Raw genomic sequence first — 25,667 nt, forward strand, 5'->3', positions numbered from 1 at the left:
TCCACGGCACCCGGCGCCACGACTGCTGGGCGCTACTGCACGTCGACGTAGTCGCCAGTCGCCTTGACGGCCGGAGTGGTCGAGGTGCCGGCGAAGTTCCAGCGCCAGTAGCCGTCCACGGACGCGGTGGCGGTGGCCTTGAGGTCACCGGTGCTGGAGGTGTTCACCGTCTGGAGGGTGTTGTAGGTGCTGGTGCCCGCTTTGCGGAACTGGAGCTTGACGGGCTGGGCGGTGTAGCCCGCGTAGGTGTCGGTGTCCCAGTTGGCCCGGGTCAGCCTTCCGGTGACCGTAAGGGGCTTGCCGGCGGCTATCGGCTCCGGGCTCGCGTTGACGGTCAGCTTGGAAAAGCGCTGGAGCCGGACGGTGGTGTAGGCGTCCCGCACCGCCCGGCTGTCGTCGTTCGCCCACACCTCGATGCCGACCTTCCAGGTTCCGGCGTCGGCGTTGGTCAGCCACGAGTCCGGTTCGAAGGTGAAGGTCTTCGAGCAGGTGGAGGTGGTCGCTGAGGAGGCGACGCAGTCCGCCGGGGTGGTGTCCTCGTTCGGCTTGAGGTAGCCGTCCGGGTTGTCCGGGTCGGTGCCGCGCCAGAGATGGAAGTCGGCGTCCCAGATGCCTGAGGGGTCGGTGGCGGTCACCGACACCGTGACCGTCTTGTCGGCGAGGCCCATCGCGATGTCCTTGCCGCCACTGACGGCGGCAGTGGTGATCTGGACGTCACCGACGGTCTCGTCCCCGTACGCGACGGCGGTGGAGCCGCCCAACGCGACGGCAGCGCCGAGTACAGCGAAGATTGCGCGCTTGCGCATGAATCTCCCCAGTGTGCAGAAGAAGCCCGCCGGTTGCACGGCGGGCGAAGAATGAGGCGCCAACTGTAAGCAGACAGCCACACCCGCACAACGGCTGGTCGATCACACCGGGCCCCGGGGGAACCCGTCCGCCCCGGGGGCGGACCCGTTCTGCCGCGTCACTGGTCAGAGGCGGCGCACCCGCCCGGCGATCAGGTGTCCGACCAGCAGATAGATCGCGGCAGGCAGACCGTAGTTGAGGGCGACGCGCAGCCCTTCGGTGTCCATGGTGAAGATGTCCCGCGCCCACCAGGCGAGCGAGTCCGCCACGCTCTTCACGAACTGGACGAAGACGTTGGCCTGGTTCGCTTCCAGCAGGTAGAGCAGGATCCACAGCCCCAAGAACGCGGCGGCTATGTCGGCAATCGTGTGGACGATCAGGGCTGTCCGCTGTGCGGGGGTGCCGCCCCCGCTACGGGAGTACCGATCATGTACAGGCACGGGTTCGAAGCTGTGGCTCATGGGAATCGCAATCTGACGCACGCAGCGCCTCGGCAGCGGGGCGCGAGCACGGCCAGGGTGGCCACCCCCCACAGGAGTCACCCTGACCGTAATCGCCTACGGGGACGACCATGCGCGCCCGTATGCCGTTCTGCGTCGCAGGGTGCTGTCACGTTACTCGGCCGTGCGATACGTCCGATACGTAAGGACATTTGCGCTCTTCCGGGCACCTGGCCGTGCGGGTGTAACGAGGAATTAACCGGTGACGCAGTAGAAGTAGCCGACTGGTCATCGGCCCATACGGATCCGACGGTTCCCCCCGTGCCGAGCGGATCCGCCGCCCGGCGCGGGCGGCGCTACTCCCCTCTGGAGCCCCCGCCCGCGCCGGCCTCATCCCTCGTGTGCGGTTGACAGTGCCTGTTGCGGCGGTGGATACCAGGTTCGCCACCGGCACCGAGTACATGGCGCGGGTGAAGCCCTCCCGGTTCGGCCTCCCCGCCTCCAAGCGCATTCACGAGAGCGTGTTGAGCTTCGGGCACGAGGTTCTTCTGGCACCGCTCAATGACATCGACGACATAGCCCTGGCGGTCGAGAAGGTCATCGTCAACGCCCGGGAACTCAGCGGCTGAGTGTGAGGCATTGCCCCCGAGGACATCTGTGTCGGCGGTGGTGGCCTGTGCGGTGTGCGCGATGTCGCGCCCCTGGGTGCGTGGTGGTAACCGACTGCCGTTCAACGTTAATTACCCCGCCGTATTGGGGCATTCAGGTTAGATTTGGCGGCGTGATCGATTCATTCTCCGCATTCCGGACGTTGCTGCATGCCAACCGAGACAGCGGCCGGTGGGAGCCCGTCACTGATGGCGAGTCCGAGGCCAGCGTCTTCCGCACGGAGGACGGCTCGCGATACGCCAAGTGCGTCCCTGCCGAGGGTGTGACCTCGTTGGAGGCAGAGCGGGACCGCGTCGACTGGCTCAGCAGGCAGGGGGTACCCGGTCCACGGGTACTCGACTGGCGCGTCGACACGGCCGGCGCGGCTCTGCTGACCAGCGCTGTCGCAGGAGTCCCCGCCGACCGTGTGTCGGCTCCGGCGCTCATGACGGCGTGGGAGCCGATCGCGGAAGCCGTGCGGCAGCTGCACGCCCTGCCCGCGCAGCAGTGTCCCTTCTCCCGCGACCTCACCCAGATGTACGCCGCAGCACGTGACGTCGTCGCGCGTGGTGCGGTGAAGTCAGAGTTCCTCCCCGTGGAGCAGCAGCAAACCCCTCCGGACGAGTTGCTCGCGCGCCTCGCCGCACAGCTCGAACACCGCCTGGCGCAGGAGACCGCAGAGACCGTCGTCTGCCATGGCGACCTGTGCCTGCCCAACATCATCCTCGACCCGGAGGCACTGACGGTGGCGGGCTTCATCGACCTGGGGCGCCTCGGACGGGCCGACCCCTACGCCGACATCGCGCTCCTGCTCGCCTCGGCCCGACTGGAGAAGTGGACGGACGATCAGCAGGCGGACTCGGCGGAGGAGACGTTCGCCGACCGGTACGGCATCACCCTCGACCGTGACCGCGAGCGGTTCTATCTGCACCTCGACCCCCTCACCTGGGGGTGAGCCCATTCCTCCGTGGTACGGCCGAGCGGCTGACAGCCCAGCCGGCCGGGCGTCGTGGACAGCCACCAGACCCAGTCGGCGAACACGTCCGGTACGGAGACGTGCAGGGTGGGCATCCCGAGCGCGGATGCGGTCCGCAGCACCGTGCGGCATCCTCGGCGCGGGGCTGGGACGCAGGCCGGCACACGTGCGCCGGGGAGTCGCCGGGCGGGGTGTGCTGGCTACTGACACTGCCGGCCGCGCGGCGCCACCGCTCCGAAGGAACGGCGGGCACCGCGTCGGCCACCGGCGAGGTGAGAGTCGCGGTTATCGGGAGACGAGCTTGCCCCAGCCCTGGGCGATGTCATCCTTGGCGTGGCCCAGCTGCGACTCGGTCGGGAATCTCGGCGTGCCGGAGACCTTCGGCAGCTTGGCGGCCGCGGTCTTGTCGAGCGTGCCGTCCTCCTCCATGGCGGCCATCAGAGCCGGGCGGGCGTAGCCCTTGAGCCAGAGGTTCTGGCCCTCGGCGCTGTAGAGGTACTCCTGCCACAGTCGGGCGGCCGCCGGGTGCGGGGCGTCCTCGTTGATGGCCTGCGAGTAGTACTGCGAGAACTTACCGTCCTCTGGGACGGTGACCTGCCAGTCGAGTCCCTTGCTCTTGAACTCGTCGGAGTACCTGGCGTTGAGGTAGTCCCAGTCGAGGACGATCGGCGTCTTGCCCTTCGTGATGGTGGCCGAGGTGGACTGGACGGGCGTGTAGTTGCCGTTCTTTTTGAGCTTGGCGAAGAAGTCGAGGCCGGGCTGGATGTAGTCGAAGGAACCGCCGTTGGCGAGGGCGGCCGCGTACACACTGCCGAAGGCCGAACCCGACTGGGTGGGGTTGCCGTTGAGCGCGACCTTCCCCTTGTATTCCGGCTTGAGCAGTTCCTTGAAGGTGGTGGGACAGGTCTTCACGCGATTCGCATCGCAGCCGATGGAGATATAGCCGCCGTAGCCGTTGTACCAGCGGCTCATCGTGTCCTTCTGGCCGTCGGGGATGTCAATGAAATCGGCGACCATGTACTGCGCCAGCAGATTCTTCTGGGCGGCGCTGTACGCGAAGGAGCTGCCGAGGTCGAGGACGTCGGGCGCCCCGTCCTGGCCCTTGCGGGAGGTGACGGCGTTGATCTCGTCCTGGCTGGCACCGTCCGGGTTCTCCACCTTGACCTTGATGCCGTACTTCTTCTCGAAGCCGTCGATCAGCGCACCGTAATTGGCCCAGTCGCGGGGAAGCGCGATGGCGTTCAGCGTGCCTTCCTCTTTGGCTGCCTTGACGAGCGCGTCCATGCCCCCGAAGTCCTCGGCCGTGATCGCGGTGGCCGCGCTCTCTCCGTCGGCGTTGGTCGACGCGTCGGAGCCCGCGCTACAGGCGCTGAGGGCGAGTGTGGCGGCGACGAGACCGCCGGTAAGGACGGCGGCTCTCGGCAGGATCTCGGTCACGGTCTCTCCAGAGGGGTACACAAGGGGGCACAGGGGACACACGGGATTCGCGTGGGGGGTGAGAACTTGTGCGAATAACTCGTCTGAACAAGTTGGCCATAGTAGGCACGCCGTCGATGTCTGGTCCGTAACATCTTCGAAACTCTTGGCCACCATTCCTGCACATTTGTGGCACGCAGGGACGTGTCACGGTGCCTCATCCACGCTGGTCGCGCTGCGCACATAGAGCACCACTCTGTGCGAGTGAGGGGATATGGCGGCACGACACGAGGAGATCGCCGAGGAGCTGCGGCGGGCGATCGATCGCGAGGACTACGCGGTCGGCAGTCCGCTCCCCACGGAGGTCGACCTCGCACCGCGCCACAGCGTCTCGCGCGGTACGGTCCGCCAGGCCGGGCCGTCGCGGCCCTGACCGTCGAGGGGCCCACCAGGATCACGGCAGGGCGTGCGCCGCGTAATCCTGACGAGCCGCCGCAGCCCCCAGACCTTCGCCGAGTTGAGTCCCAGCAGCGGTCCGGCTCGCGTTGGGCCCCTGCCACCGTCGGGCACTTCTTCCGCAACTCACCATCTGCCTATGGTGTCTTGAGACCGCAGAGCGCGGTCGAAGGGAGATGCTCATGCCTACGCAGACCAGCCGCGCATCGCACAACCTTCCTCGCTTCGAAGACGCAGAACCGCTCGGCTCACAGGACGCGGAGTTCGCCAGGGACATCAAGGCCGTGCTGGAGAAGCACGGCAACCTGGACCGGTTCGGTCTGGTCCTGTTACACGACCACTTCTCGGTCGGTGGCGACGAAGTGCTCGTCGAGACGAACGATCCGCAGGCCCGCACACTCCACGTCGAGGTGGAGAAGAAGGGAGAGACCAAGCACGCCCAGCCATCGCAGTGGCGGTTCGTCGCGGACTCCGAGGAGACACCCACCGCACAGAGCGACCGCACCCCCTACGAGGTGATGATGCTGTGCCTGACGCTCGCCTGCGAGGACCGCTGAGGTCAGGCGGCGCCCCCGGCTGATATGAGCGCACACATGAGGAGGGCTGTACGAGCTCCCTCGGGTACAGCCCTCGCTGCGCTTCGCCCCGCCTCGCTCGGACCGTGGCGCACAAAGCCCGGCGAGGCGACCGTTCACGCCAGGCCTGCGCCGGCTTCCTTGCGGAGCCCTCGAAGACGCTTCCCGACGCGAACACCAACCTGGCCGAGCTCGTCGTACTCGATGGGGCCGACATGAATGCCGGCCCCATCGCTCGCACCGTCCGGCGGGAGTGATGAGTGGCGTCAGCGACGTACAGCAGCATCGGCCCTGGGCCCGCCACGACGCAGAGGCGTGTGAAGGCGTGTGAAGGCGTGTCCCAGCACATCGGCCACCCGCGGATCGGTGGCCTGCGACTGAACCGGGACGGGCTGGATCTCGACGCCTCCGCACCGGATGCAGTCGCCGCTCAGGTGGTCGATTGCGGACAGCGGATGATCGCCGCCTGATTCGGATAAGGCGGAGCGCCGACGGAGCTTACGGTTTCGAAGAAATCGGGTGCTCTGGAGGCGTACATGAACGGCTATCGCGGTGCGCGTACGGCCATGATCGTGGGCGCGGGCGTCGCTGGTCTGACAGCGGCCACTGCCCTGGCAGGCGCGGGATGGCAGGTGGAGATCGCTGAGGTCAATCCGTCAAGAGCGACTTCCGGCTGGGGGTTGTGCCTGACCGGTCCCGCGCTGCGCGCGCTGGCCGAGCTGGGTCTCGCGGACGACTGTCTGACCGCGGGCTACGGCATGAGCGTGATCACGCACGTGGACGTGGACGGTGAACCCGCGGGCCGGGCCCGGCTACCGCGCCTGATCGGTGCGCGGCAACCGGCGATGGCCGGCATAGCGCGCCCCGTGCTGCACCGCATCCTGCACACGGAAGCCGAGCAGCGCGGCGTAGTCGTACAACAAGGACTGACCGTCACGGCGGTGGACCAGGAGGGGGAGCTGGTCCGCGTGCAGTTGTCGGACGGGACAGTCCGGCAGGTCGCGCTGTTGGTGGGCGCGGACGGGATCCGCTCATCGGCGCGGAGCCTGCTGGGCCTTGAGACCTCGCTCGGCTATCACGGGCAGATGGTCTGGCGGGCTCTGGTGCCCCGCCCGCAGTGGGCCACCGGGATCCACCAGTTTGCCGGGAAGGCCGACACGGCGGGCCTCGTGCCCATCTCGGCCGGCCAGGCGTACGTGTTCTTGACGGAGAACGGAGTGGAGCAGAGCGTCCTGCCCGAGGCCGAACTCGTCCCGCGCCTGCAGCAGTTACTGGAGGCCTTCCCGGGCCGGGTGGAGGAGATCCGCCCTCTGGTGTCCGTGTCGGAGTCGGTGGTGCGCCGCCCGGTGCTGACTGCGTTCCTTGAGGGCGCCTGGAACCGGGGCAACGGCGTCGTCATCGGTGACGCCGCGCACGCGCCCGCACCGCAGATGGCCAGCGGCGCGGCTCTGGCCATCGAGGACGGGCTCGTGCTGGCCGAAGAGCTCGGGCGGCACAGGTCGGTCGGGGCGGGGCTCGATGCGTTCGTGAGTCGGCGCGGACAGCGGTGCCGAACGCTCGTGGAGACCTCGGTGGCGATCGCCGGCCTGGAGCATGCGCAGCGCCATCGTGAGGCGTATCCGCTGACGGATGCCGGTCACCGGCTCATGGCCGAGCCCGCGTGACCGTCCGGCGCGAAGTGACCCACGAGACGCGGGAGTTCCGGCGGACTGCCCTTCGCGCGTCGGACGATGTGCTGCGGTTCCTTGTGGCACGCCTGGGGCAGTTGCCGATGCGCGCGGGCCGGGACGCCGGACGGCAAATGGGATCCCGCTTCGCCCCAAGACACCCGGATGTTCCCTGGCGGCCGCATGGGCAAGGGCCCGTGCCGCCCACCGTCCTCAACTGGACCACGGGACGCCCGAGCTGACCGAACGACCGAGCTGACCAGCGCGACCCAAGGGAGTTCACCATGAGCAACAGCGGCAGTCTGATCACCCATCTGCGGCACATCGATGTCGCCATGCCGAACTTCGCCGAGCAGCGTCAGTTCTACACCGAGCTGTGGGGGCTGACGGAGGCCGCCGGTGACACCGGTGTCTCGTTCCTGGCAGCCGAGGGCTCCCCGGAGCAGTACGTGGTGCGACTGCGCGAGGACGCCCACAAGCGCACCGACCTGATCGCCTTCGGCGCTGCCGGCGCCGGCGATGTCGACATCCTGGCCGCACAGCTGATCGCGCAGGGCGTGCGGCTGGTCCACGAACCGAAGGCGCTGGACACACCCGGGGGCGGCTACGCGGTCCGTTTCTTCGACAACGAGGGCCGCGTGGTGGAGGTCTCCGCCGACGTCGCCGCGCGCCGGCACCGCAGGATCGAGGCCCGCGAGCCGATCCCCGTGCGCCTCTCCCACGTCCTGATGAACTCTCCCACCCCCGAGGCCACGGTTGCCTGGTACATCAGGCACTTGGGGTTCTGCCTCTCGGACACCATGTGCCTCGGCGGCCGCGGCGGGATCATCTGGTTTCTGCGGTGCAACACCTTCCACCACAGCTTCGGCATCGTGCGCGGGCCGCACGCGGCCTTCCACCACGCCTCCTTCGAGATGCGCGGAATCGACGAGTTCATGCGCGGCACCGGCCGGATGCGGCGCATGGGCATCGAGCGGCTGTGGGGGCCGGGGCGCCACCGTGCCGGTGACAACTCCTTCAGCTACTTCCTCGACCGGGCCGGCAACACCGTCGAGTACACCACCGAGCTGGAAATCCTGGACGAGGACACCTGGCACCCCCACATCTACGACCTGCACGACCCCGCCAACGCGGATCAGTGGGGCACGGCCAACGAGATGGACGAGTTCATCGCCGTCAAGTCCCACAACGACGTGGACCCGGGGCTGTTCGTCGCACCGCCGATGTGAGCGCGCCCGCGGAACCACTCACAGAAGAACCGCGGAAGAAGATCCACCCCTCGGTCCGGTGCGCCCCCGCACCGTCCCGTTGGTCCTGCCGGACGCCGAACCGCCGGACCGCCAGCCGGGCAGAGGGCAAAGGGCAAAGGGCAAAGGGAAGATGGTAGAGGGCAGACCGCCATGGCTGAGACACTGACGCCGGAATCGGGCCGCCCGCCACATACGCTCCACGGCACCGCGGCGGGCGCACCAAGGGAGGTGAACGCCGTGCCGGAGCCGCTGCGCACCTACCTCATCAGCAAATCCCGGAACCCCGTCGACCTCCTGAACGCCGCCACCCTGCTCTTCGGCGGCTCTGTCGCCACATCGCCGCTGGACGGCCTGTGCGGCGGCGATCACGAACTGCGCGGCGTAGCCGCCCACGACTTCGCAGTGGGCTACTTCGCCTCACCGCTCGATGTGCGCGTCGCCTCGGCCGAGGGCCGCAGGTCCTACTTCGTCAACATAGGCGTCTCCGGCGCGATCTCGGCAGCGCGCGGCAGCCTGCGGGCGACCTTGGACATGTCGACGGCGGGAGTCGTCAACCCCGGCGACTCCCAGGAACTGCGGCCCGTGCGTGCCCGCGGGACGCGGTTCCTGGGACTGCGCATCGACGCCGCCCTGGTCGACCAGGAGTTCAGTGCGTTGACCGGGCACCCGCCGCTGTCCCCCATACGCTTTGACTTCGCCCTGGACCTGGCCACGTCCAAGGGCCGGGCGGTGCGGCTACTGGTCCGTTCCCTCCTCGAACAGCTGGATTCGGGAGACCCCCTCTTCCAGCGCTCGGACGTGCAGCGCGGCCAGCTGCGGTCCATCGTCACCGCCCTGCTCCTGGCCCAGCCGCACTCGCACACGGCCGAGCTGCGCGACGGTCCTCCACCCGGCCACCCGCGTGCTGTGCGCGCAGCCCTCGCGTTCATCGAGGCGAACCTCACCGAGCACATCAGCCTCAGTGACATCGCGCAGGCCGCCCACTGCAGCCCTCGCACCATCAGCTCGGCGTTCCGCAACCGGCTCGGCCTCTCGCCCCTGTCCTACGTCCGCAACCTGCGGCTCGACCGGATCCGTGAGGACATCCTCGCCTCCACCGACCCCATCGGCACGATCGCCTACCGGTGGGGCGTCTCCCACCTCGGCCGCTTCGCGAGCGCGTATCGCGACCGCTTCGCCGAACTCCCCTCCGACACCGCGGCCCGAAGGTAACCCCGGCCTCAGCGGTGAGCGACAGGGCGCAGCCGATGCATCACGCGGTCTCGTCGAGCGGCGGTGCGTGAGCCGGGTGCGCCGACGCGGGCGTTCTCCCCTGGCCGGACGCCGGTCGACCGGCGTGGGTGGAGGGCGTCACTTCATGGTCTGGGCGAATTCGTCGAGGTCGAGTGCGCGGTGGGGCAAGGGGGACGGGCCGCCCCTGTCGCGGCGTATGCCGTCCAGGATGAGGGTGAGGTAGCGCTTCCAGAGGTCCGGCGTGATGGTCCGGCTGTGCTGGGTGACGGCTCCGAGCATGATCTGGATGAGGGGGAAGTCGGTCCGTTCGATGTCATCGCGGAGCCGGCCGTCCTGCTGGGCGCGCGCGATGAGGGCGCCGACCGCGGGCAGGAGGCGCTCCCGCGCGGCGGCCACCCGGGGCCTGCCGTCCACGTGTCCCAGCAGGACTTCCCTCAGGCCGCGGTTCTCGGCGAACCGCTGGGCGGCGGCCAGGAAGTACTCCACGAGGCCGTCCCAGGGATCTTCGTGGGCGAGGGCCTGCTCCGCGAGTGCGACCACCCGCAGCGCCTCGTCCTCGAAGACGGCCTCGACGAGTTCCTCACGGCCCCCGAAGCGGCGGTAGACGGTGCCGACGCCGACGCCCGCGTGGTGGGCGACGTCGTCGAGGGTGACGTCCAGCCCTCGTTCGGCGAAGACCTCCTGAGCGGCGGCGATGATGCGTTGCCTGTTCCGTTCCGCGTCCGCCCTCAGGGCACGCGCCGGGGCGTTCTCGGAGGGCGTGGTGGAGGCGGTTCGGTTACTCATGAGTCCACCGTACCCCAGAAAGCGGAGATGACTTCTCCATTTTGGTGTTACGGTGGATCACGTAAACGGAGATGCCTTCTCCGTTTACTGTGCTGCGTTCCGAGAGGTCCGTGAGCGCTGCCGCGCCGCCGTGATCTCGCCGCTCCAAGAAGACCTCGATCCCCGAAGAGGACTGGAGAAACGACCGCCATGAACAAGCCGCGTGCCCTCATCGTGGGCATGGGTATCGGAGGCCTGGCCACGGCCCTGCGCCTCCACGACATCGGCTGGGAGACCCTGCTCGTCGAGCGCGCTCCCCAGCGCCGTCCCGCCGGATACTTCGTCGGGCTGTTCGACTCCGGCCAGCTCGCCGCGCAGCGGATGGGCGTGCTCGACGCCATCGGCAACCGGGCCGTCGTCGAGAAGGGCAGGTCCTACGACATCGACCGGGCCGGCCGCCGCCGGCCGGGCCTGGGATACGGCGACCTTCCCGGCTCCCCCCGCATGCTGCTCAGGGGTGACATCGAGAGCGCCCTCTACGATGCCGCCGAGCCCTTCACCGAGATCCGCTACGGCACGACACCGGTGGCCGTCGAGGAGCACCGCGACGGTGTGAACGTCACGCTGCGCACCACCTCGGGAGACAACACCACCGAAACAACGGAGGTGTTCGACCTCGTGGTGGGGGCCGACGGCCTGCGCTCCACGGTGCGTCGCCTGGCCTTCGGCCCCGACTCCGACTACTTCCGTCCGTTCCACCACATCATCGGCGCCACGATCCTCAAGGAACCCGTGCCCGGCTACGGGCTCACCGACGGCGTCGTCCTGACGGAACCAGGGCGTGCCGCCTGGGTCTTCCCCTTCTCCGACCACCGGCCGGGGCTGCTGCTCACCTACCGCACCGACGACGAGGACGCGGAGTTCCAGCGCCCGCCCATCGAGTCACTGCGCCGCGCCTTCGGCCCCGAGCCGACCGGACCCGTGCTGGACAACCTCCTCCGGCAGTTCGAGCAGGCCGACCACCGTCTCTTCGACTCCGTCCACCAGGTGGTGATGCCGACGTGGCACACCGGCCGAGTCGTTCTCCTCGGTGACGCGGCCTGGTGTCTGACGCTCTATTCCGGCATGGGCGCCTCCAGCGCCATCGCCGGCGCGGACCTGCTCGGCACCATGCTGCAGCGCAACCCGGGCAACCCCTCCCGGGCACTGCGCGAGTGGGAGCAGAGGATGCGGCCCTTCATCGCCACCATGCAGGAGCACGGCCGCAAGGAACTGGTGATATTCGTCCCCCAGACCCGCCGGGACAAGCTCACCCGCACCCTCACCAGGTCGCTGATGGGCAACTCGGTCGGCAGGCGCGTGATGAAGAGCCTGCTGGCCGGCTCGTTCAAGGACAAGTCCATCGACGTCGCCGCGGCCTGACCCTCCGGCCGTGACGGCCTCAGGATGCCCCGGCACCCACGCGGAACATCCGGATGCCAAGTCACCCGCCGGCACGAGCCGTTGAAGCCCTCACCACAGGCGGGAGCTCGTGCTCGCCTCCATCACCACCGACCAAGTAACCAACCCGGTAAAGGAAAAGAGGAAACTGCCTTGCCCAAGCACCATCGCGTCTCCATCAACGGCATCAGCCTGCAGATCACCGAACAGGGCGAAGGTCCGCTTGTTCTGCTGCTCCACGGCTTCCCGGAAACGTCGTACTCCTGGCGTCACCAGATCCAGCCACTCGCCGAAGCCGGCTACCGCGTGGTCGCGCCCGACCAGCGCGGCTACGGCGGCACCAACTGCCCCGAAGGCATCGACCACTACACCATCCTGCACCTCGTCGGTGACGTCGTCGGCCTCATCCATGCCCTCGGCGAGCGGCAGGCCGTGGTCGTCGGTCACGACTGGGGCGCCATGGTCGCCTGGAACACCGCCCTGATACGTCCGGATGTCGTACGCGGCGTGGTCGGCATCAGCGTCCCGCCCCTGCCGCGTGGCCCCGTCCCGCCCATGGCCGCCGCCCGTGAGCGCTTCGGCGAGGACTTCTACCAGGTCTATTTCCAGCAGCCGCACGTCGCCGAGGCCGAGTTGAGCAAGGACATCCCGGCAACCTTGCGCAAGGTCCTCGCGGGCACCCGGAAGGCCGCGGGCGAAGGCGCCGGCGGCTTCCTCGGCCCGTTCGCCGAACCGGACGTCCTGCCCGGGTGGCTCACCGAAGCCGACCTCGCCACGTTCGCCGGACAGTTCTCCACCAGCGGATTCACCGGCGGCCTCAACTGGTACCGCAACCTCGACCGCAACTGGGAACTGACCACCGCCTGGCAGGACGCCCCGATCACTCCGCCGTCGCTCTACATCAGCGGTGAACGCGACGCCGTCCGCGGCATCTATCACCCGGATTTCCTGGACAACCCGGACGAGATCGTCCCCAACCTGCGTGGGGTGGTCGACATACCCGACAGCGGCCACTGGACGCAGCAAGAACGTCCGGCCGAGGTCAACAAGGCTCTCCTCGACTTCCTCAGCGGCCTTTAGCGCCCACCCACTCCCGCTGCCTGACGGGCATTCCTCGCACGTCGTCGTGGCTCACCACGCACACAAGCCCCGCCGGAGATCCCACTCCGGCGGGGCTTGAACCGGTAGGCAACCGACGACGGAAGGCGTCCGCGGCCGGTCCCGGTGACCGTTCAGAACTTCACGGTCGAGACCGTGTAGACCACCGGGTGCCCCGGCTCGTCGTAGCTGACCATGATCCGCTGGTTCGGGTGCGGTGCCCGGTCCGTGGTCGTCGTGCCGGCCCAGGGCCCGTCGGTGTTGAGGTCCCAGCCGACCTTGGCCGCCTGTCCGGGCGGGATCGTCTTCTGGTCCTTCTTGAGGGCGGCGGTGCTGGTGCCGACCGCCGCGAGGTAGTGCTCCAGGCCCCACTCGTTGGTCCGGAACTGCACGAACAGCGAGCTGGTCTGCCAGGAGTTGGTCTCGTAGTAGTAGACCGGGGTGGAGCCGACCGGGACCGGGACGTTGTAGATCCGCTGCTGGACCTTGGAGGGGAAGGCGTTGGTCAGGCCGGTGGCGGCGGCCTCCAGCTCCTTGCCCTCACCGCTGTCCCGGCTCTGCTCGGCGGAGATGACGATATAGCCGGCCGGGATCGCGATCAGCAGAAAGATGATCAGCGCCATCAGCACCGGGCGGCGGCGTTTGGCGCGGGGCGGCGTGGACGGGTGGTGGTCGTCGTGCACGGTGTGCAGATCGGTGTCGGTCATCGGCGGCCGGCCCGTTCATAGCGCTCGTAGCGCTCGACGCGGCGCCGGTTGGCGCGCCGGAAGCGGCGGGCCACCAGACGAGCCAGGTCGGCGGCGCCGACCATGCCCGCCTCGGGGCCCAGCTGGGCCTTGGTGATGGTGGCCTCGGGACGGTAGCCGCGGCCGGTGAGATGACGCCGGAAGGCGTCCCTGGCCGGGCCGATCAGCAGGTCGTCGGCGGCGCTGACTCCCCCGCCGATGACGAAGCAGGACGGGTCGAGGGCGGCGGCGAGGTTGGCGATGCCGACGCCGAGCCACTGGCCGATCTCCTGGAGGAGCTCGACGCACATCGCGTCGCCCTCCCGGGCCAGCTCGGTGATCAGCGGTCCGGTGATGTCACCGACGCGGCCGCCGACCCGCTCGATGATGTTGTACGCGACCGGGGAGTCGGCGGCGGCCAGCTCGCGGGCCTCGCGCACCAGCGCATTGCCGGAGCTGTACTGCTCCCAGCAGCCGCGGTTGCCGCAGGGGCAGCGGTGGCCGCTGGGGACGACCTGCATATGGCCGAATTCACCGGCCACGCCGTACTTGCCGCGCTTGACCGCGCCGTCCTCCAGGATCGCGCCGCCGATGCCCGTACCGAGCGTGATCATGACGAGGTGGTCCTGGCCGCGGCCGGCGCCGAAGCGCCACTCCGCCCAGGCGGCGGTGTTGGCGTCGTTGTCGACCATGACCGGCACCGCGAGGCGGCCGGCGAGCCGGTCGCGCAGGGGTTCGTTGCGCCAGTTCAGATGCGGGGCGAAGAGCACCTTGCTGCGGTCCGCGTCGACCCAGCCGGCCGCGCCGATGCCGACCGCGTGGACGTCGTGCCGGTCGGAGAGGTCGAGCACCAGCTCGGTGATGGTGTCCTCGACGACCCGGGGGCTCTTGGACTTGTCCGGCGTCTCGGTGCGGACCTTCTCCAGGATGGCGCCGTCGGCGTCGACCACGCCCGCCATGACCTTGGTGCCGCCGATGTCGATACCGACGGTGGGCACCCGGGGGGCGGTCAGATGCGAGCGCCGCTCGCGGGTGCCGACCGTGCGCAGCACGGTGGCGCCGGCGGATCCTCGGTGCACCCGGTCCCGGTACATGCTCATCGACCCACCTCTTCGCCGGTACTCCCCCACTGCCCGGTGGGCGCGGGTGGTACCCCCATGCGACGGCTGTGTGCTCGCAAGAGTCGTCTCGTCCCTGCGGGTCTCGGGAGGCCGGGGCCTCGATGTGCTGGTTCGCTGCGATTGTGCATCACCCGCACCGTTCCGCGCACCGCGACGGAGAGTAACGAGCCCCGCGCGGCCGGGCGGCCTGCGCGGGGCGCGGTGGAGATCACTCGGGCCGGTGACCTCCGGGGAATTCCGGGGTCGCGGTGCGGGCCAGCTCGTGGCTGAGCTGTTCCAGCTCGCTGCCGCCCGCCATTTGACGGGTCAGCTCTTCCAGGGCGATCTCCGACTTGGCGTGACTGCCGGCCATCGTGCCCCGTTTGAGCAGCACGAAGCGGTCGCCGACGAGATAGGCATGGTGCGGATTGTGGGTGATCAACACCACGCCGAGCCCGGCGTCCCGGGCGGCCGCGACGTACTTGAGGACGACACCGGACTGTTTGACGCCGAGCGCCGCGGTCGGCTCGTCCAGGACGAGGACCTTGGCACCGAAGTAGACGGCGCGGGCGATGGCGACGCACTGCCGTTCGCCGCCCGAGAGGGTGCCGATGGGCTGGTCGACATCGCGCAGGTCGATGCCCATCCGCAGCAGCTCGCTGCGGGTGGTCTCGCGCATCGTGTGGACATCGAGCCGCTTGAAGGGGCCGGCGCCGGTGGTCGGCTCGGAGCCGAGGAAGAAGTTCCGCCACACCGGCATGAGGGGGACGACGGCCAGGTCCTGGTAGACGGTGGCGATACCGCGGTCCAGGGCCTCGCGCGGTGAGGAGAGGGTGGTCTCCTCACCGTCGATGGTGAAGGAGCCGGCGTCGTGCCGGTGCAGCCCTGCGATGATCTTGATGAGGGTGGACTTGCCGGCGCCGTTGTCGCCGAGCACACAGGAGATCTCACCCGCGTGCACCTCCAGCGAGACGCCTTCCAGGGCCCGGACGTTCCCGTAGTACTTGCTGACCTCGGTCAGCTCGACCAGCGCTGTCATGCCTTTTCCTCCGCCCGCTTGCGGACCCATGCGTTCAGGAGTGTGGCGAGCAGCAGCATCGCGCCGAGGAAGAACTTGTACCAGTCCGGATTCCACTGCGCGTAGACGATGCCCTTGCTGGCCATGCCGAAGATGAAGGCGCCGACGGCGGCACCGATCGCGGAGCCGAAGCCGCCGGTCATCAGACAGCCGCCGACCGCCGCGGCGATGATGTACAGGAACTCGTTGCCGACGCCGTCGCCGGACTGGATCGCGTCGTACGAGAACAGCAGATGCTGTCCGGAGACCCAGGCGGCGAAGGCGACGCCCATGTAGAGGCCGATCTTGGTCTTGGTGACCGGGACACCCACGGCCCGTGCGGCGTCGGCGTTGCCGCCCACCGCGAAGATCCAGTTGCCGACGCGGGTCCGCAGCAGGATCCAGGTGGCGACCGCGACCAGCGCCAGCCACCACAGGATGGTGACCTGGATGTCCACGCTGCCCAGGGTCAGGTGCGAGGCGAAGAGCGTGCGGGCCGACTCGAAGCCCTCCATGTCGGCGATGGTCTTCGTCGAGACGGTGCCGCTGATCAGCTTGGTGAAGCCGAGGTTGAGGCCGGTCAGCATGAAGAAGGTGCCGAGCGTGATGATGAAGCTGGGCAGTTTAGTACGGGTCAGCAGGGTGCCGTTGAACGCGCCGATGGCGAGGGTGACCAGCAGCGACACCCCGACACCCACCCAGGTGTTGGCCGTCATCTGGTAGCTGAACATCGACGAGATCAGCGCCGAGCTGACGACCATGACACCGGCCGACAGATCGAATTCGCCGCCGATCATCAGCAGTGCCACCGGCACCGCCATGATGCCGATCGTCGAGGACGCATAGAGCACGGTGGAGAGGCTGGAGGCCCGCAGGAACGGCTCGGCGGCGATCGAGAAGAAGAGGAAGACCGCGGCGGCACCGACGACGGAGCCCAGTTCGGGGCGGCCCATCAGCCGGCGGGCCAGGGAGCGGTGCAGCAGCCGTTCGTCGCCTCCGCTCTCGGACGGGCCGGCGGGCTGCAGCGGTGGGGCGTCCGTGTGGCTCATCGGGTCCCCCGCTTCGTGTACTCCTGCAGTGCCGCGGCGTCCTTCTTGGTGATCACCTGGGGTCCGGTGAGCACCGGCTTGCCGCCGCCGAGGACGTCGGAGTTGTACTTGTAGAGCCACAGCAGGTCGATGGCCTCGTAGCCCTGGAGGTAGGGCTGCTGGTCGACGGCGAAGCCGAGGGTGCCGTCCTTCAGGCCGGTCGCGACCTGGGCATTGAGGTCGAAGGTGTCGATCTCGGCCTTGCTGCCGGCCTGCTCCCTGGCCTTGACGGCGGTGGGGGCGAAGGGCGCGCCGAGCGTGACGACGGCGTCGATGGCGCTGTCCGACTGGAGCTTGGACTCGATGGAGGACTGCACATCGGGCATGTTGGTGCCCTCGACATACAGCTTCTGCAGATCACCCTTGAAGGTCTTCTCGGCGCCGTCGCAGCGCTGCTCATGGCCGACGTTGCCCTGCTCGTGCAGAACGCACAGGGCCTTCTTGCGGTCGCGCTTGTTCAGCTCCTCGCCGACCGCCTCGCCCGCCACCGTCTCGTCCTGCCCGATGTGGCTGAGCGCACCGAACGCCTTGGACTCCTCGGCGCCGGAGTTCACCGTGATCACCGGGATGCCGGCCTTCCGGGCCTTGGCGACGACGTCCTTCATGGCGTTGGGCTTGGCCAGGGAGACGATCAGCCCGTCGACCTTCTGGTCGATGTAGGACTGCACCAGCTGGCTCTGCCGCTGGGCCTCCTTGTCGTGCCCGTAGACGAACTTGATGTTGTCCTTGACGGCGGCCTGCTGGGCGCCGTTCTGCACGATGTCCCAGAAGGTGTCGCCGTCTCCCGAGTGGGTGACCATCGCAAACGTCCACCTGGGGGTGTTCACCGCGGCCTTGCCGCCGGCGGCCTTCGCGGCGCGCTCCTGCTCGGCGCGCAGCCCTCCGGTGCTGCTGCACCCCGCCAGGGAGGCGCCCAGCGCCGCCGCCAGCACGGCGCCTATGACGCGTCCCCTTCTCCGAACCCGTGCCACGAGGACTCGCCCTTCCCGCTGATCTTGCCGTGTCGGCTGCGTTGGTTGTATTCGCTGTCCGGCCGGCCCGGCCGGCCGCTGTGTGGTGTGGTGCATCGGTCCCGGCCGGCCGGGACCGACCGGCCAAGTATCCGTGACCGGTGATCTGTCCCGGTTCATGGGGTCCCGTCTTCCGTGTGGCTTCACCGGGTGCCTCGCCCGGTGTACTCGGTGAGCTTCGGTACGTCCTTCTCGGTGACCAGCGCGGGCCCGGTGAGCACCGGTTTGCCGCCGCCGAGGACATCGGCGTTGGTCTTGTGGAGCCAGAGCAGATCCACCGCCTCGTATCCCTGGAGGAAGGGCTGCTGGTCGACGGCGAAACCGATGTCCTTGGCCTTGAGCAGCTTGACGACGGCGGAGTTCAGGTCGAAGGTCGCGATCTGCGCCCGGCTGCCCGCCTCCTCCTTGGCCTTGAGCGAGATCGCCGCCATCGGCGCACCGAGCGTGACGATCGCGTCGAGGGACTTGTCGGACTGGAGCTTGGCCTCGATCGAGGACTGCGAGTTCGGTGCGTTGGTGCCGTCCACGTCGATGTTCTCGACCGTTCCGCGGAAGGCCTTGCGGACGCCGGCGCAGCGGTCCTCCAGCGACACATTGCCCTGTTCGTGGATGACGCAGAGCACCTTCTTCGCCCGCCGCGCGTTCAGCTCGTCGCCGACCGCGCGGCCGGCCACCGACTCGTCCTGCCCGATGTGGGTGAGCGCCCCGTACGCCGCGGAGAACTCGCCACCGGAGTTGACGGTGATGACGGGGATGCCCCGCGCCACGGCCTTGCGGACGGCCGCCTTGACGGCCTGGGGCTTGGCGAGGGTGACGATCAGCCCGTCCACCTTCTGGTCGATGTACGACTGGATCAGTGCGGCCTGCTGGCCGCCCTCCTTGTCGTGCGCGTACAGGAACTTCACCTTGTCCTTGGCGGCGGCCTGCTGGGCGCCGTTCTGCACGATGTCCCAGAAGGTGTCGCCGTCTCCGGAGTGACTGACCATGCCGATGGTCATGCGCGGGGTATCGGCGTCGTCGCCGGAGGCGTCCTGGCCGCCGGTGGCACTGCACCCGGTGGCCAGCGCGACGGTCGCCAGTAAGGCGGCTGCGCCGCGCACAGCGACGCTGCGGACAGTGAAGGAGCCAGTCGTACGCACGCCGATCATCGTGGGACCGCCTTTTCTCCCGGCCGCCGGAATGCGGTTGGAGGAGTTTGTAACGGCGCGCGCGGAGCCACGTCAATGGTTTGTCAGAACATTCTGACGAAGTGGGGTCTCGCGGGCCCTGCATAACGGGATATTCCGGGCGATAAATCCCGTCCGGCCGTGCTCAGGGGGACGCGATGACCGGTCCGGCGGCTCTCGGGGCGGTGGGGCCCGCCCGCTCCGCTCAGGGCCGTACCAGCAGCTGGAACTCGAAGGCGTAACGCGACGCGCGGTAGACGTGCGAGCCGAATTCGACCGCGCGCCCGGTGTCGTCGAAGGTCGTCCGCTGCATCGTGAGCAGCGGGGCGCCCTCGGGCTCATCGAGCCGCTCGCCCTCCTCGACGGTCGCGGCACGGGCCCCGACGGCCTGACGGGCACTGTGCAGGGTGATCCCGGCCGACCGCATCAGGCGGTACAGACCGGTCTCCTCCAGCTCGGCGGTCCTCAGCGCGATCAGCCCGGCGGGGAGGTGGTTGCGCAGATGCGCGACGGGCTCCCCATGGGCCAGCCGCAGCCGCTCGACCAGCGCGACCTCCGCCCCCTCGGCGATCCCCAGGGCGGCGGCGACCTCGGCGTCGGCCTCGGTGGTGGTGTTGAGCAGCACCCGGGTGGCCGGCTTCTGCCCGGCCGCCTCCAGGTCGTCGTAGAGGCTGCTCAGCTCCAGCGGGCGCTTGACCTGGCTGTGGACGACCTGGGTGCCGATACCGCGGCGGCGCACCAGCAGGCCCTTGTCGACCAGCGACTGGATCGCCTGCCGCACCGTCGGCCGGGACAGGCCCAGCCGGCCGGCCAGCTCGATCTCATTGCCGAGCAGGCTGCCGGGAGCCAGCCGGCCGTGCTCGATCGCGGCCTCCAGCTGCTGGGACAGCTGGAAATACAACGGGACCGGACTGCTCCGGTCCACGCTGAACTGGACGGGGCCGTCGGCGCCCAGGGCTTGTTCTGTCTCGCGTTTCCCCACGCTCGCGAGCGTATCCGCCCCGGCAGGTGACGGGAAGTCCGGAGGTCACATTGTCCGGACAAGGTGGGTGACGGGGGCCATCCGTTGCCCGCCCGGCCGGGAATCCGGGCGCGGGCTCAGGAGGTCTTGCCGTACGTCGGAGTACGTTGCCGAGGCCGGCCGTGACCGCACACCGGACCGGGCCCTCCCGCCCGTGCCCGACCGCCCGCACGTCCCGAAGGAGCACCCATGCCCGTACGCCGCGTCGTCCCCGACATCCACTCCGACGACCTGGACGGAAACCGCACGTTCTACGGCCTGCTGGGGTTCGAGGAGGTCATGAACCTGGGCTGGGTCATGACCCTCGCCTCCCCCGCCAACCCCACGGCCCAGCTCATCTTGATGACCCACGACAAGACCGCCCCCGTCACTCCCGACCTGAGCATCGAGGTCGACGACGTGGACGCGGTCCACGCCGCCGTCCTGGCCTCCGGGGCGCGGATCGTCCGGCCGCTCCAGGACGAGGAGTGGGGCGTCCGCCGTTTCTTCGTCGAGGACCCGAACGGCCGGGTCGTCAACGTCCTCAGTCACCGCGCACCGGCGCCCGGCACCGGGAACACCGCGGCCGCCGACGCCGGCACCGACGGCTGAGCCGCCGCGCACCGGCTACCCCTCGCCACCGCCGCCCGCCGGCCCGTTGAGCGGCATCGCCGTCCCCTGCGCCACCGCGCACACGCTCTCCGCCCCCTCCTCGTCGAGCACGGTCAGCTCGCAGCGGCACACGGCCTGCCGGCGCCCGGCCTGGACGACCTGGGCGCGGGCGCGCAGCGTGCGGCCGCGCGCCGGACGCACGTACTGGATGGAGAAGCCGCCGGTGACGATGGCGGCGCCCAGGGCCGTGGCGGCGGCGAAGGTGAGGGTGTTGTCGGCGGCGTACGACAGCACCCCGCCGTGCACGAACCCGTGCTGCTGCTGGAGTTCCTCGCGGATATCGATCTCCAGCGTGGCCGCACCACCCCCGAACTCGGTGATCCGCGCCTGCACCAGCCTGCTGAACGGCTGGGCCGCCAGGGCCTGTTGCGCCGCCGCAAGATCGAACTCCGCACTCGTCCGCCCCGAACCGGCCATCTCGTCCTCCGCCTCTCGCCGTGTGCCGTATGCCGTGTGCCGTGTGCCGGAAAGTCCGACCGACATTAGAGCCGACTCTCCAAAACGGCGGGCCGCCACCGGCCCGCTACTTCATCCATGCGTCCTCGTACTTCCGGTACGTGCCGTCGTGCGTGGCCAGGTGTACCCACTGGTCCACATACGCCTTGAACTCATCGTCGCCGCGGGGCAGTGCGTAGGCCTTCTCGGAGAAGGAGAAGGGCTTGTCCGGGTGGAGCGAGCAGAGTTCGGGGTGGATCTTGGCCTGGTAGCGGGTCTCGCTGGCGTCGGTCATCATCACATCGGCGCGGCCCGCGATGATCTCGTCGAAGATCGTGGTGTTGTCCGGATGGACCGTGAGGGCTGCCCGGTGGAGATGGGCGCGGGCGAATTCCTCGTTGGTGCCGCCCGGGTTGACGATGACGCGCGTGCCGGGCCGGTCGATCTGCGACAGGGTCCGGTACTTGTCCTTGTCCGTGCAGCGCACGATGGGCGTCTTGCCGTCGGTGCGGGTGGGTTCGCTGAAGTACACGGAGCGGGCGCGCGGGAGGGTGACCGAGACTCCGCCCATGGCGATGTCGCAGCGGCCGGCCGACAGATCGCCAACGAGCCCGGCCCAGGTCGTGGCCACATAACGCGGCCTGGCACCGAGGCTCTTGGCGAGATCCCCGGCCATCTTGATGTCCACACCGCTGTACGTGCCGGTCGCGGGGTCGAGGTGGCTGAAGGGACGGTAGTCACCGGTGGTGCAGACGCGCAGTACCTTGCGCCGGGGGACGGTGTCGAGGGCCGACTGCTTGCCCGCGGAGGCGGTGGTGGCTCCTCGTGCCGCGGTGGGGGTGTCCGAGGCCGCCGGGGCGGCGGCGGTGACGGCGAGCAGACAGGCGAGGGCGGAGAGGGTGACGGCGCGCTTCATGGGGGCTCCTGTGACTCCGGTACGCGGCGGCGTGGTCGCATGATCGAAGCGCTCAGGGTGGCAGAGCCCGGGGTGCGGGTGAACCCCTTGACCGGCCAGTGGGACGGCCGGTCAGGGGCCGGGAAGGCGGCGCACCGACGCACCGTCAGTCTCCGCACCGGACGCGCCGTCCGTCCTCTCAGAAGTCCGCGGTACCCCGGATCGTCGGACGGTCCGGGGCGGCGTCCTCAAGGCGGGTGAGCAGATCGGCGGCACGCTTGGCAACGGTGTCACGGTCGCCGTCGGAGAGCGCCGCGCCCATACCGACAGCCACGGCGCCCGCGGCGATCCACTCCGGCGCGCTGTCGACCGTCACCCCGCCCGTCGGCAGCAGCGGTACCTGCGGCAGTGAGGCACGCACCTCCGCCAGCCAGGACGGGTCGTGTGCCGAGGCGGGGAACAGCTTGAGCGCGTCCGCCCCGAGCTCCAGACCGCGGACCATCTCGGTCGGCGTCGACACCCCGGGGAAGACCGGGACGCCATAGCGGTGGCCCGTACGGATGACCTCGGCGTCCAGGCTCGGCGAGACCAGGAAACGGGCGCCCGCGTCGACCGCCATCCGGGCCGATGCCGCGTCAAGGACCGTGCCGGCGCCGATGACCGCGTCGTCGCCCAGCTCCCGGGTGAGGGTGGTGACCGCTTCCAGGGCGAAGGGGGTGGTGAGGGATATCTCCAGGCTGGTGATGCCCGCCGACAGCAGGGTGTCGGCGGTGGCGCTGGCCTCGTCATAGGTCCGGCTCCGGACGATGGCGAAAACACGCTGCGCCAGTGCGGCCCGGGTGATTTCCCAGCGATACACGGCAGTTCGCCGTCCTTCCTTGTCTCCGACGCTCCATGCCGCCTCGCCATGGCCTTCAGCGGATACGGCACTTTCCGGGGCGTGCCGCAGCAGCTGACCGCACATGGTCTTTTTCCGCCGATGCCCGCCCGCTCCTCGTTTTCACCGAAACGCTACCGGGAGCCACTGACAATCCTCTCTCGGGGGTGCGCCCCGTGCGCCCCTTCTGCCGAGAATGGGGAGAAGAGGGAGGTGGGAGGGGGCGCACAGCGCGGGCATCCAGCGCGCACGCACGGCGGCGGCCGGGGTGCGTGTGCACCCCGGCCGCCGCGGGTTCCGGGTCACGGGCCCACTCGGCCCGCTCCCCCTGCTGTTCCGTTGTCCTGACGGCCGGCCGGTGCCCTGACATCCGGCCGGCCGCTCACCTGCCCGGCCGTCTGCCGGTCGGCCGACGGCCCGTCGGTGCGGCCGGCCTCAGCAGCCTCGGTCGACGAGATCGAACGTCTTGTAGTGGTCGGCGGTGTAGTAGTCCTCCTCCTTCTTCTCGCCGGTCACGATGCGTCGCGCACCGCGGTCGGGCGAGCCGGGAGTGATGACGGTGAACTCGTGGTAGTAGCCGGTGCCCTGGGACGGGAGGATGCCCTCCCGGTTGTCGAAGACCGTGCCGTCCTTCGGATACGGGTAGGGCCCACCCTTCTCGATCAGATCGAGGGTGTCATGGGCCTGCGAAGGCAGCTTGGAGTAGCAGACCTTGCCGACGTCCTGGACGTGCACGGACGCCACATGCGCCGTCGCGGCGTACGAGGTGGCCGTGTGCGTCGAGGCGACGGCGGGGGTGGCGGTGACAGCGGTCCCGCCGATGAGAAGGGCCGAAGCGAGGGCGCCGACGGCGCCGAACCTGGTGATCCGTGGGGGGATTCTCATGCCCTCCAGAATGACGCGCGTAGACATGATCCTGTCAATGCCAACGGGCGGAAGTTTTCCGGGAGTTCACAAGACCGCCCCACCAACTGCCGCACATTTCCGCATATCGCGGCCACACCCTCAGAGCCGCACAGGGGGGTGTGCGATCCTGCCGCAGTGCCGCCTACGCCCCTCGCCCCGGAACCCATAACGCCGGCCCCCGTGCACACGACGCCGCGCCCTCTCCTCACTCAGTCGTGGCTGGATCTGGCCTTTGTGCACTGGGCCGTCGACCCCGCCGACATCACGCCGCTCCTGCCCGCGGGTACGGTCCCCGATACGCTCGACGGCGCCACCTACGTCGGCCTGGTCGCTTTCCGCATGCACCGCGTCGGATGGTTCCGGCTGCCCGGCGTGCCGTATCTGGGCAGCTTCCCGGAGACGAACGTGCGCCTCTACACCGTGGATGCCTCCGGGCGCCGAGGCGTGGTCTTCCGCTCGCTCGACGCCTCCCGCCTCATCCCCGTGGCGATCGCACGGACCTTTCTCCGACTGCCGTATCTGTGGTCCCGCATGAGCATCAGCCGCCGCGCCGACACCATCAGCTACCACAGCCGCCGCCGCTGGCCCGGACCGCGCGGCGCCCACAGCAGGCTGACGATACGGCTCGGTGAAGAGATCGAGGAGCCCACCGCGCTCGAACACTTCCTGACCGCACGCTGGGGCATGCACAGCAGCTTCTTCGGGCGGCCGATGTATCTGCCGAACACCCACCCGAGGTGGCCACTGCACCGCGCCGAGCTGATCGAGTGTCACGAGAACCTGGTGACGGCCGCGGGCCTGCCCGAGCCGTGCGGGACACCGGCGAGCGTGCTCTACTCGCCCGGCGTCCCCGTGCGCTTCGGACGGCCCGCCCGCCCGGGCGGCACCCCCGCCCCGGCGCGAGGGGGCGCTTTTGCCTCTGAGGCAAATCTTTTGCCCGAGAGGTGAAAGCTCGCTATACCGGGGATATGACCGAGCTCCCCGACGAGCCCGCCGGCGGTCCGCCGGACGAGCTGTCCACCGTTGCGCCGCGCCTGCGTGACCTGCGGCGACGCAGTGGTCTCACGCTGGAGGCCGCGGCCCGGCTGGTGGGGCTCTCGCCTGCGCATCTGTCGCGGCTGGAGACCGATCAGCGCCAGCCTTCGCTGCCGATGCTGCTGGCGCTGGCCCGTACCTATGGCACCACGGTATCCGAGCTGCTCGGCGAGACCGCTCCGGAGCGGGACCCGATCGTGCGGGCCGGCCGGGCGGAGGCGTCGGAGGCCGGCGGCTGGACGTACTGGACCGTGGGCGGTGCCGGGCGGGCGATGCAGGCGCTGCGGGTGCGGGTGCCGGAGCGGGCGCAGGGCGATCTGGTGCGGGTCCATCCGGGCGAGGAGTGGCTGTACGTCCTCAAGGGGCGGCTGCGGCTGACGCTCGGTGCGGCCGTACAGGTGCTGGAGCCGGGGGACGCGGCGCACTTCGACTCGCTGACCCCGCACCGTATCGCCGCCGCCTCGCCGGGCGGGGTGGAGCTGCTGTTCGTCCACACGCTGCTGCAGAGCGGGGCCGCCGAGCTGTGCCTCGGCGACGACACGAGGCGCCGCGGGCTGTGAGCCCTCGGCACCGTTCTTGAGGGAAGGACCCACGTCGTGCCCGATCAGACCATTCCTGCCACCCCCCCGCCGTCGGAACCGCTGTCCGAGGCGGTGCCCGCGCGGAAGTACGTCGAGAACAAGCCGCCCCGCGGGCTGTATGTGCGGGTGTTCATCTATGTCATTGCGACGCATGTGCTGCTGGCGATGATGAGCCTTGTGGTGATCGCCGCGAATTCCCGGTAGGGGGCGCCCCGCGGGTGCTCCGGGGAGCGGCAACGTCCATCCCTTCGGCCCGAAAGTCCATTGCCCCGGTGTGGTGGCCAGGTGAAGCCTGCTGGCGCGAAGAGGT

The 25,667-nt window shown here is 69.4% G+C and carries 28 protein-coding genes and 1 pseudogene; 14 read left to right on the forward strand and 15 right to left on the reverse strand.

The annotated features are described in order from the left end of the window. Positions 1 to 32: 32 nt before the first annotated feature. Together STRNI_RS08290 and STRNI_RS08295 are read right to left on the reverse strand one after the other, a co-directional pair. Positions 33 to 806: a DUF5707 domain-containing protein gene (locus STRNI_RS08290; protein ID WP_018092842.1), complete on the reverse strand. Its 774-nt coding sequence runs from the start codon at positions 804 to 806 to the stop codon at positions 33 to 35. Positions 807 to 971: 165 nt separating this feature from the next. Continuing rightward, positions 972 to 1,307, reverse strand: coding sequence for a hypothetical protein (locus tag STRNI_RS08295; protein ID WP_277410846.1), 336 nt, complete (start codon positions 1,305 to 1,307; stop codon positions 972 to 974). 407 nt (positions 1,308 to 1,714) lie between these two features. Between STRNI_RS08295 and STRNI_RS08300 the strand changes: the two genes are divergently transcribed. Both STRNI_RS08300 and STRNI_RS08305 read left to right on the forward strand, forming a co-directional pair. Further along, a complete protein-coding gene (locus STRNI_RS08300) occupies positions 1,715 to 1,915 on the forward strand; it encodes a hypothetical protein (protein WP_277410847.1) in 201 nt (66 codons plus the stop codon). Between the two features lie 152 nt (positions 1,916 to 2,067). Continuing rightward, a complete protein-coding gene (locus STRNI_RS08305) occupies positions 2,068 to 2,889 on the forward strand; it encodes an APH(3'') family aminoglycoside O-phosphotransferase (protein ID WP_381283959.1) in 822 nt (273 codons plus the stop codon). 306 nt (positions 2,890 to 3,195) lie between these two features. Here STRNI_RS08305 and STRNI_RS08310 read toward each other — a convergent pair whose 3' ends face one another. Further along, a complete protein-coding gene (locus tag STRNI_RS08310) occupies positions 3,196 to 4,347 on the reverse strand; it encodes an ABC transporter substrate-binding protein (protein WP_148588564.1) in 1,152 nt (383 codons plus the stop codon). A 253-nt stretch (positions 4,348 to 4,600) separates the two neighbouring features. Between STRNI_RS08310 and STRNI_RS08315 the strand changes: the two are divergent. The 6 genes and pseudogenes from STRNI_RS08315 to STRNI_RS08340 form a co-directional block, all read left to right on the forward strand. Continuing rightward, a pseudogene (locus STRNI_RS08315) lies at positions 4,601 to 4,846 on the forward strand (GntR family transcriptional regulator); the annotation flags it as partial. Between the two features lie 118 nt (positions 4,847 to 4,964). Further along, the gene (locus tag STRNI_RS08320) at positions 4,965 to 5,339 is read left to right on the forward strand and encodes a hypothetical protein (RefSeq protein WP_109893818.1); all 375 of its coding nucleotides are present in this window, start codon (positions 4,965 to 4,967) and stop codon (positions 5,337 to 5,339) included. Between the two features lie 353 nt (positions 5,340 to 5,692). After that, positions 5,693 to 5,827: a hypothetical protein gene (locus tag STRNI_RS08325; RefSeq protein WP_277410848.1), complete on the forward strand. Its 135-nt coding sequence runs from the start codon at positions 5,693 to 5,695 to the stop codon at positions 5,825 to 5,827. Positions 5,828 to 5,893: 66 nt separating this feature from the next. Next, entirely contained in the window at positions 5,894 to 7,021 is a 1,128-nt protein-coding gene (locus STRNI_RS08330) for an FAD-dependent monooxygenase (protein ID WP_277410849.1), read from the forward strand. Between the two features lie 287 nt (positions 7,022 to 7,308). Then, positions 7,309 to 8,253, forward strand: a complete 945-nt coding sequence (locus tag STRNI_RS08335) for a VOC family protein (RefSeq protein WP_277410850.1) — start codon at positions 7,309 to 7,311, stop codon at positions 8,251 to 8,253. Positions 8,254 to 8,424: 171 nt separating this feature from the next. Continuing rightward, on the forward strand, positions 8,425 to 9,486 hold the full coding sequence (locus STRNI_RS08340) for a helix-turn-helix transcriptional regulator (protein WP_277410851.1): 1,062 nt from the start codon (positions 8,425 to 8,427) through the stop codon (positions 9,484 to 9,486). A gap of 138 nt (positions 9,487 to 9,624) precedes the next feature. On the opposite strand, the gene STRNI_RS08345 is transcribed toward STRNI_RS08340, so the two are convergent. Further along, complete coding sequence (locus STRNI_RS08345; RefSeq protein ID WP_277410852.1) at positions 9,625 to 10,293, reverse strand: TetR/AcrR family transcriptional regulator; 669 nt, start codon at positions 10,291 to 10,293, stop codon at positions 9,625 to 9,627. 189 nt (positions 10,294 to 10,482) lie between these two features. Here STRNI_RS08345 and STRNI_RS08350 point away from each other — a divergent pair, with 189 nt between their 5' ends. Both STRNI_RS08350 and STRNI_RS08355 read left to right on the forward strand, forming a co-directional pair. Next, complete coding sequence (locus tag STRNI_RS08350; protein WP_159485360.1) at positions 10,483 to 11,694, forward strand: FAD-dependent monooxygenase; 1,212 nt, start codon at positions 10,483 to 10,485, stop codon at positions 11,692 to 11,694. Positions 11,695 to 11,865: 171 nt separating this feature from the next. After that, positions 11,866 to 12,792 carry an alpha/beta fold hydrolase gene (locus STRNI_RS08355; RefSeq protein ID WP_277410853.1) on the forward strand — a complete coding sequence of 309 codons (927 nt, stop codon included), beginning with the start codon at positions 11,866 to 11,868 and terminating at the stop codon, positions 12,790 to 12,792. 152 nt (positions 12,793 to 12,944) lie between these two features. Here the strand turns inward: STRNI_RS08355 and STRNI_RS08360 are convergent, their stop codons facing one another. The 7 genes from STRNI_RS08360 to STRNI_RS08390 form a co-directional block, all read right to left on the reverse strand. Further along, on the reverse strand, positions 12,945 to 13,517 hold the full coding sequence (locus STRNI_RS08360; protein WP_018092827.1) for a hypothetical protein: 573 nt from the start codon (positions 13,515 to 13,517) through the stop codon (positions 12,945 to 12,947). Beyond that, positions 13,514 to 14,635: an ROK family glucokinase gene (locus tag STRNI_RS08365; protein WP_020397769.1), complete on the reverse strand. Its 1,122-nt coding sequence runs from the start codon at positions 14,633 to 14,635 to the stop codon at positions 13,514 to 13,516. The genes STRNI_RS08360 and STRNI_RS08365 overlap by 4 nt, the downstream gene beginning before the upstream one ends. A gap of 229 nt (positions 14,636 to 14,864) precedes the next feature. Then, entirely contained in the window at positions 14,865 to 15,674 is an 810-nt protein-coding gene (locus tag STRNI_RS08370) for an ATP-binding cassette domain-containing protein (protein WP_018092825.1), read from the reverse strand. Further along, positions 15,671 to 16,741 carry an ABC transporter permease gene (locus STRNI_RS08375; RefSeq protein WP_093646869.1) on the reverse strand — a complete coding sequence of 357 codons (1,071 nt, stop codon included), beginning with the start codon at positions 16,739 to 16,741 and terminating at the stop codon, positions 15,671 to 15,673. The genes STRNI_RS08370 and STRNI_RS08375 overlap by 4 nt, the downstream gene beginning before the upstream one ends. After that, positions 16,738 to 17,751 carry a sugar ABC transporter substrate-binding protein gene (locus STRNI_RS08380; protein ID WP_274738803.1) on the reverse strand — a complete coding sequence of 338 codons (1,014 nt, stop codon included), beginning with the start codon at positions 17,749 to 17,751 and terminating at the stop codon, positions 16,738 to 16,740. Before STRNI_RS08380 ends, STRNI_RS08375 begins: the two co-directional genes overlap by 4 nt. Before the next feature lie 182 nt (positions 17,752 to 17,933). Then, positions 17,934 to 18,938 carry a sugar ABC transporter substrate-binding protein gene (locus STRNI_RS08385; RefSeq protein WP_018092822.1) on the reverse strand — a complete coding sequence of 335 codons (1,005 nt, stop codon included), beginning with the start codon at positions 18,936 to 18,938 and terminating at the stop codon, positions 17,934 to 17,936. A gap of 223 nt (positions 18,939 to 19,161) precedes the next feature. Then, positions 19,162 to 19,938 carry a GntR family transcriptional regulator gene (locus STRNI_RS08390; RefSeq protein WP_018092821.1) on the reverse strand — a complete coding sequence of 259 codons (777 nt, stop codon included), beginning with the start codon at positions 19,936 to 19,938 and terminating at the stop codon, positions 19,162 to 19,164. Positions 19,939 to 20,166: 228 nt separating this feature from the next. Here STRNI_RS08390 and STRNI_RS08395 point away from each other — a divergent pair, with 228 nt between their 5' ends. Continuing rightward, positions 20,167 to 20,568, forward strand: a complete 402-nt coding sequence (locus tag STRNI_RS08395) for a VOC family protein (protein ID WP_277410854.1) — start codon at positions 20,167 to 20,169, stop codon at positions 20,566 to 20,568. A 15-nt stretch (positions 20,569 to 20,583) separates the two neighbouring features. Here STRNI_RS08395 and STRNI_RS08400 read toward each other — a convergent pair whose 3' ends face one another. The 4 genes from STRNI_RS08400 to STRNI_RS08415 form a co-directional block, all read right to left on the reverse strand. After that, a complete protein-coding gene (locus STRNI_RS08400) occupies positions 20,584 to 21,045 on the reverse strand; it encodes a PaaI family thioesterase (protein WP_274740689.1) in 462 nt (153 codons plus the stop codon). Between the two features lie 106 nt (positions 21,046 to 21,151). After that, entirely contained in the window at positions 21,152 to 21,979 is an 828-nt protein-coding gene (locus STRNI_RS08405) for a transporter substrate-binding domain-containing protein (RefSeq protein ID WP_277410855.1), read from the reverse strand. Between the two features lie 178 nt (positions 21,980 to 22,157). Then, positions 22,158 to 22,817, reverse strand: a complete 660-nt coding sequence (locus tag STRNI_RS08410; RefSeq protein ID WP_018092817.1) for a bifunctional 4-hydroxy-2-oxoglutarate aldolase/2-dehydro-3-deoxy-phosphogluconate aldolase — start codon at positions 22,815 to 22,817, stop codon at positions 22,158 to 22,160. A 453-nt stretch (positions 22,818 to 23,270) separates the two neighbouring features. Further along, positions 23,271 to 23,720, reverse strand: a complete 450-nt coding sequence (locus STRNI_RS08415; protein WP_159485372.1) for a guanyl-specific ribonuclease — start codon at positions 23,718 to 23,720, stop codon at positions 23,271 to 23,273. 156 nt (positions 23,721 to 23,876) lie between these two features. Here STRNI_RS08415 and STRNI_RS08420 point away from each other — a divergent pair, with 156 nt between their 5' ends. The 3 genes from STRNI_RS08420 to STRNI_RS08430 are packed head-to-tail and all read left to right on the forward strand — an operon-like array spanning position 23,877 to position 25,561. Beyond that, positions 23,877 to 24,689 (forward strand): YqjF family protein, encoded by an 813-nt coding sequence (locus STRNI_RS08420; protein WP_381844810.1) that lies wholly within the window; start codon positions 23,877 to 23,879, stop codon positions 24,687 to 24,689. Between the two features lie 20 nt (positions 24,690 to 24,709). Then, positions 24,710 to 25,336, forward strand: coding sequence for a helix-turn-helix domain-containing protein (locus STRNI_RS08425; protein WP_109893790.1), 627 nt, complete (start codon positions 24,710 to 24,712; stop codon positions 25,334 to 25,336). Positions 25,337 to 25,372: 36 nt separating this feature from the next. Further along, a complete protein-coding gene (locus tag STRNI_RS08430) occupies positions 25,373 to 25,561 on the forward strand; it encodes a DUF6126 family protein (protein WP_018092813.1) in 189 nt (62 codons plus the stop codon). Positions 25,562 to 25,667 lie beyond the last annotated feature (106 nt).

The sequence above is a fragment of the Streptomyces nigrescens genome, assembly GCF_027626975.1.
Lineage (GTDB): Bacteria > Actinomycetota > Actinomycetes > Streptomycetales > Streptomycetaceae > Streptomyces > Streptomyces nigrescens.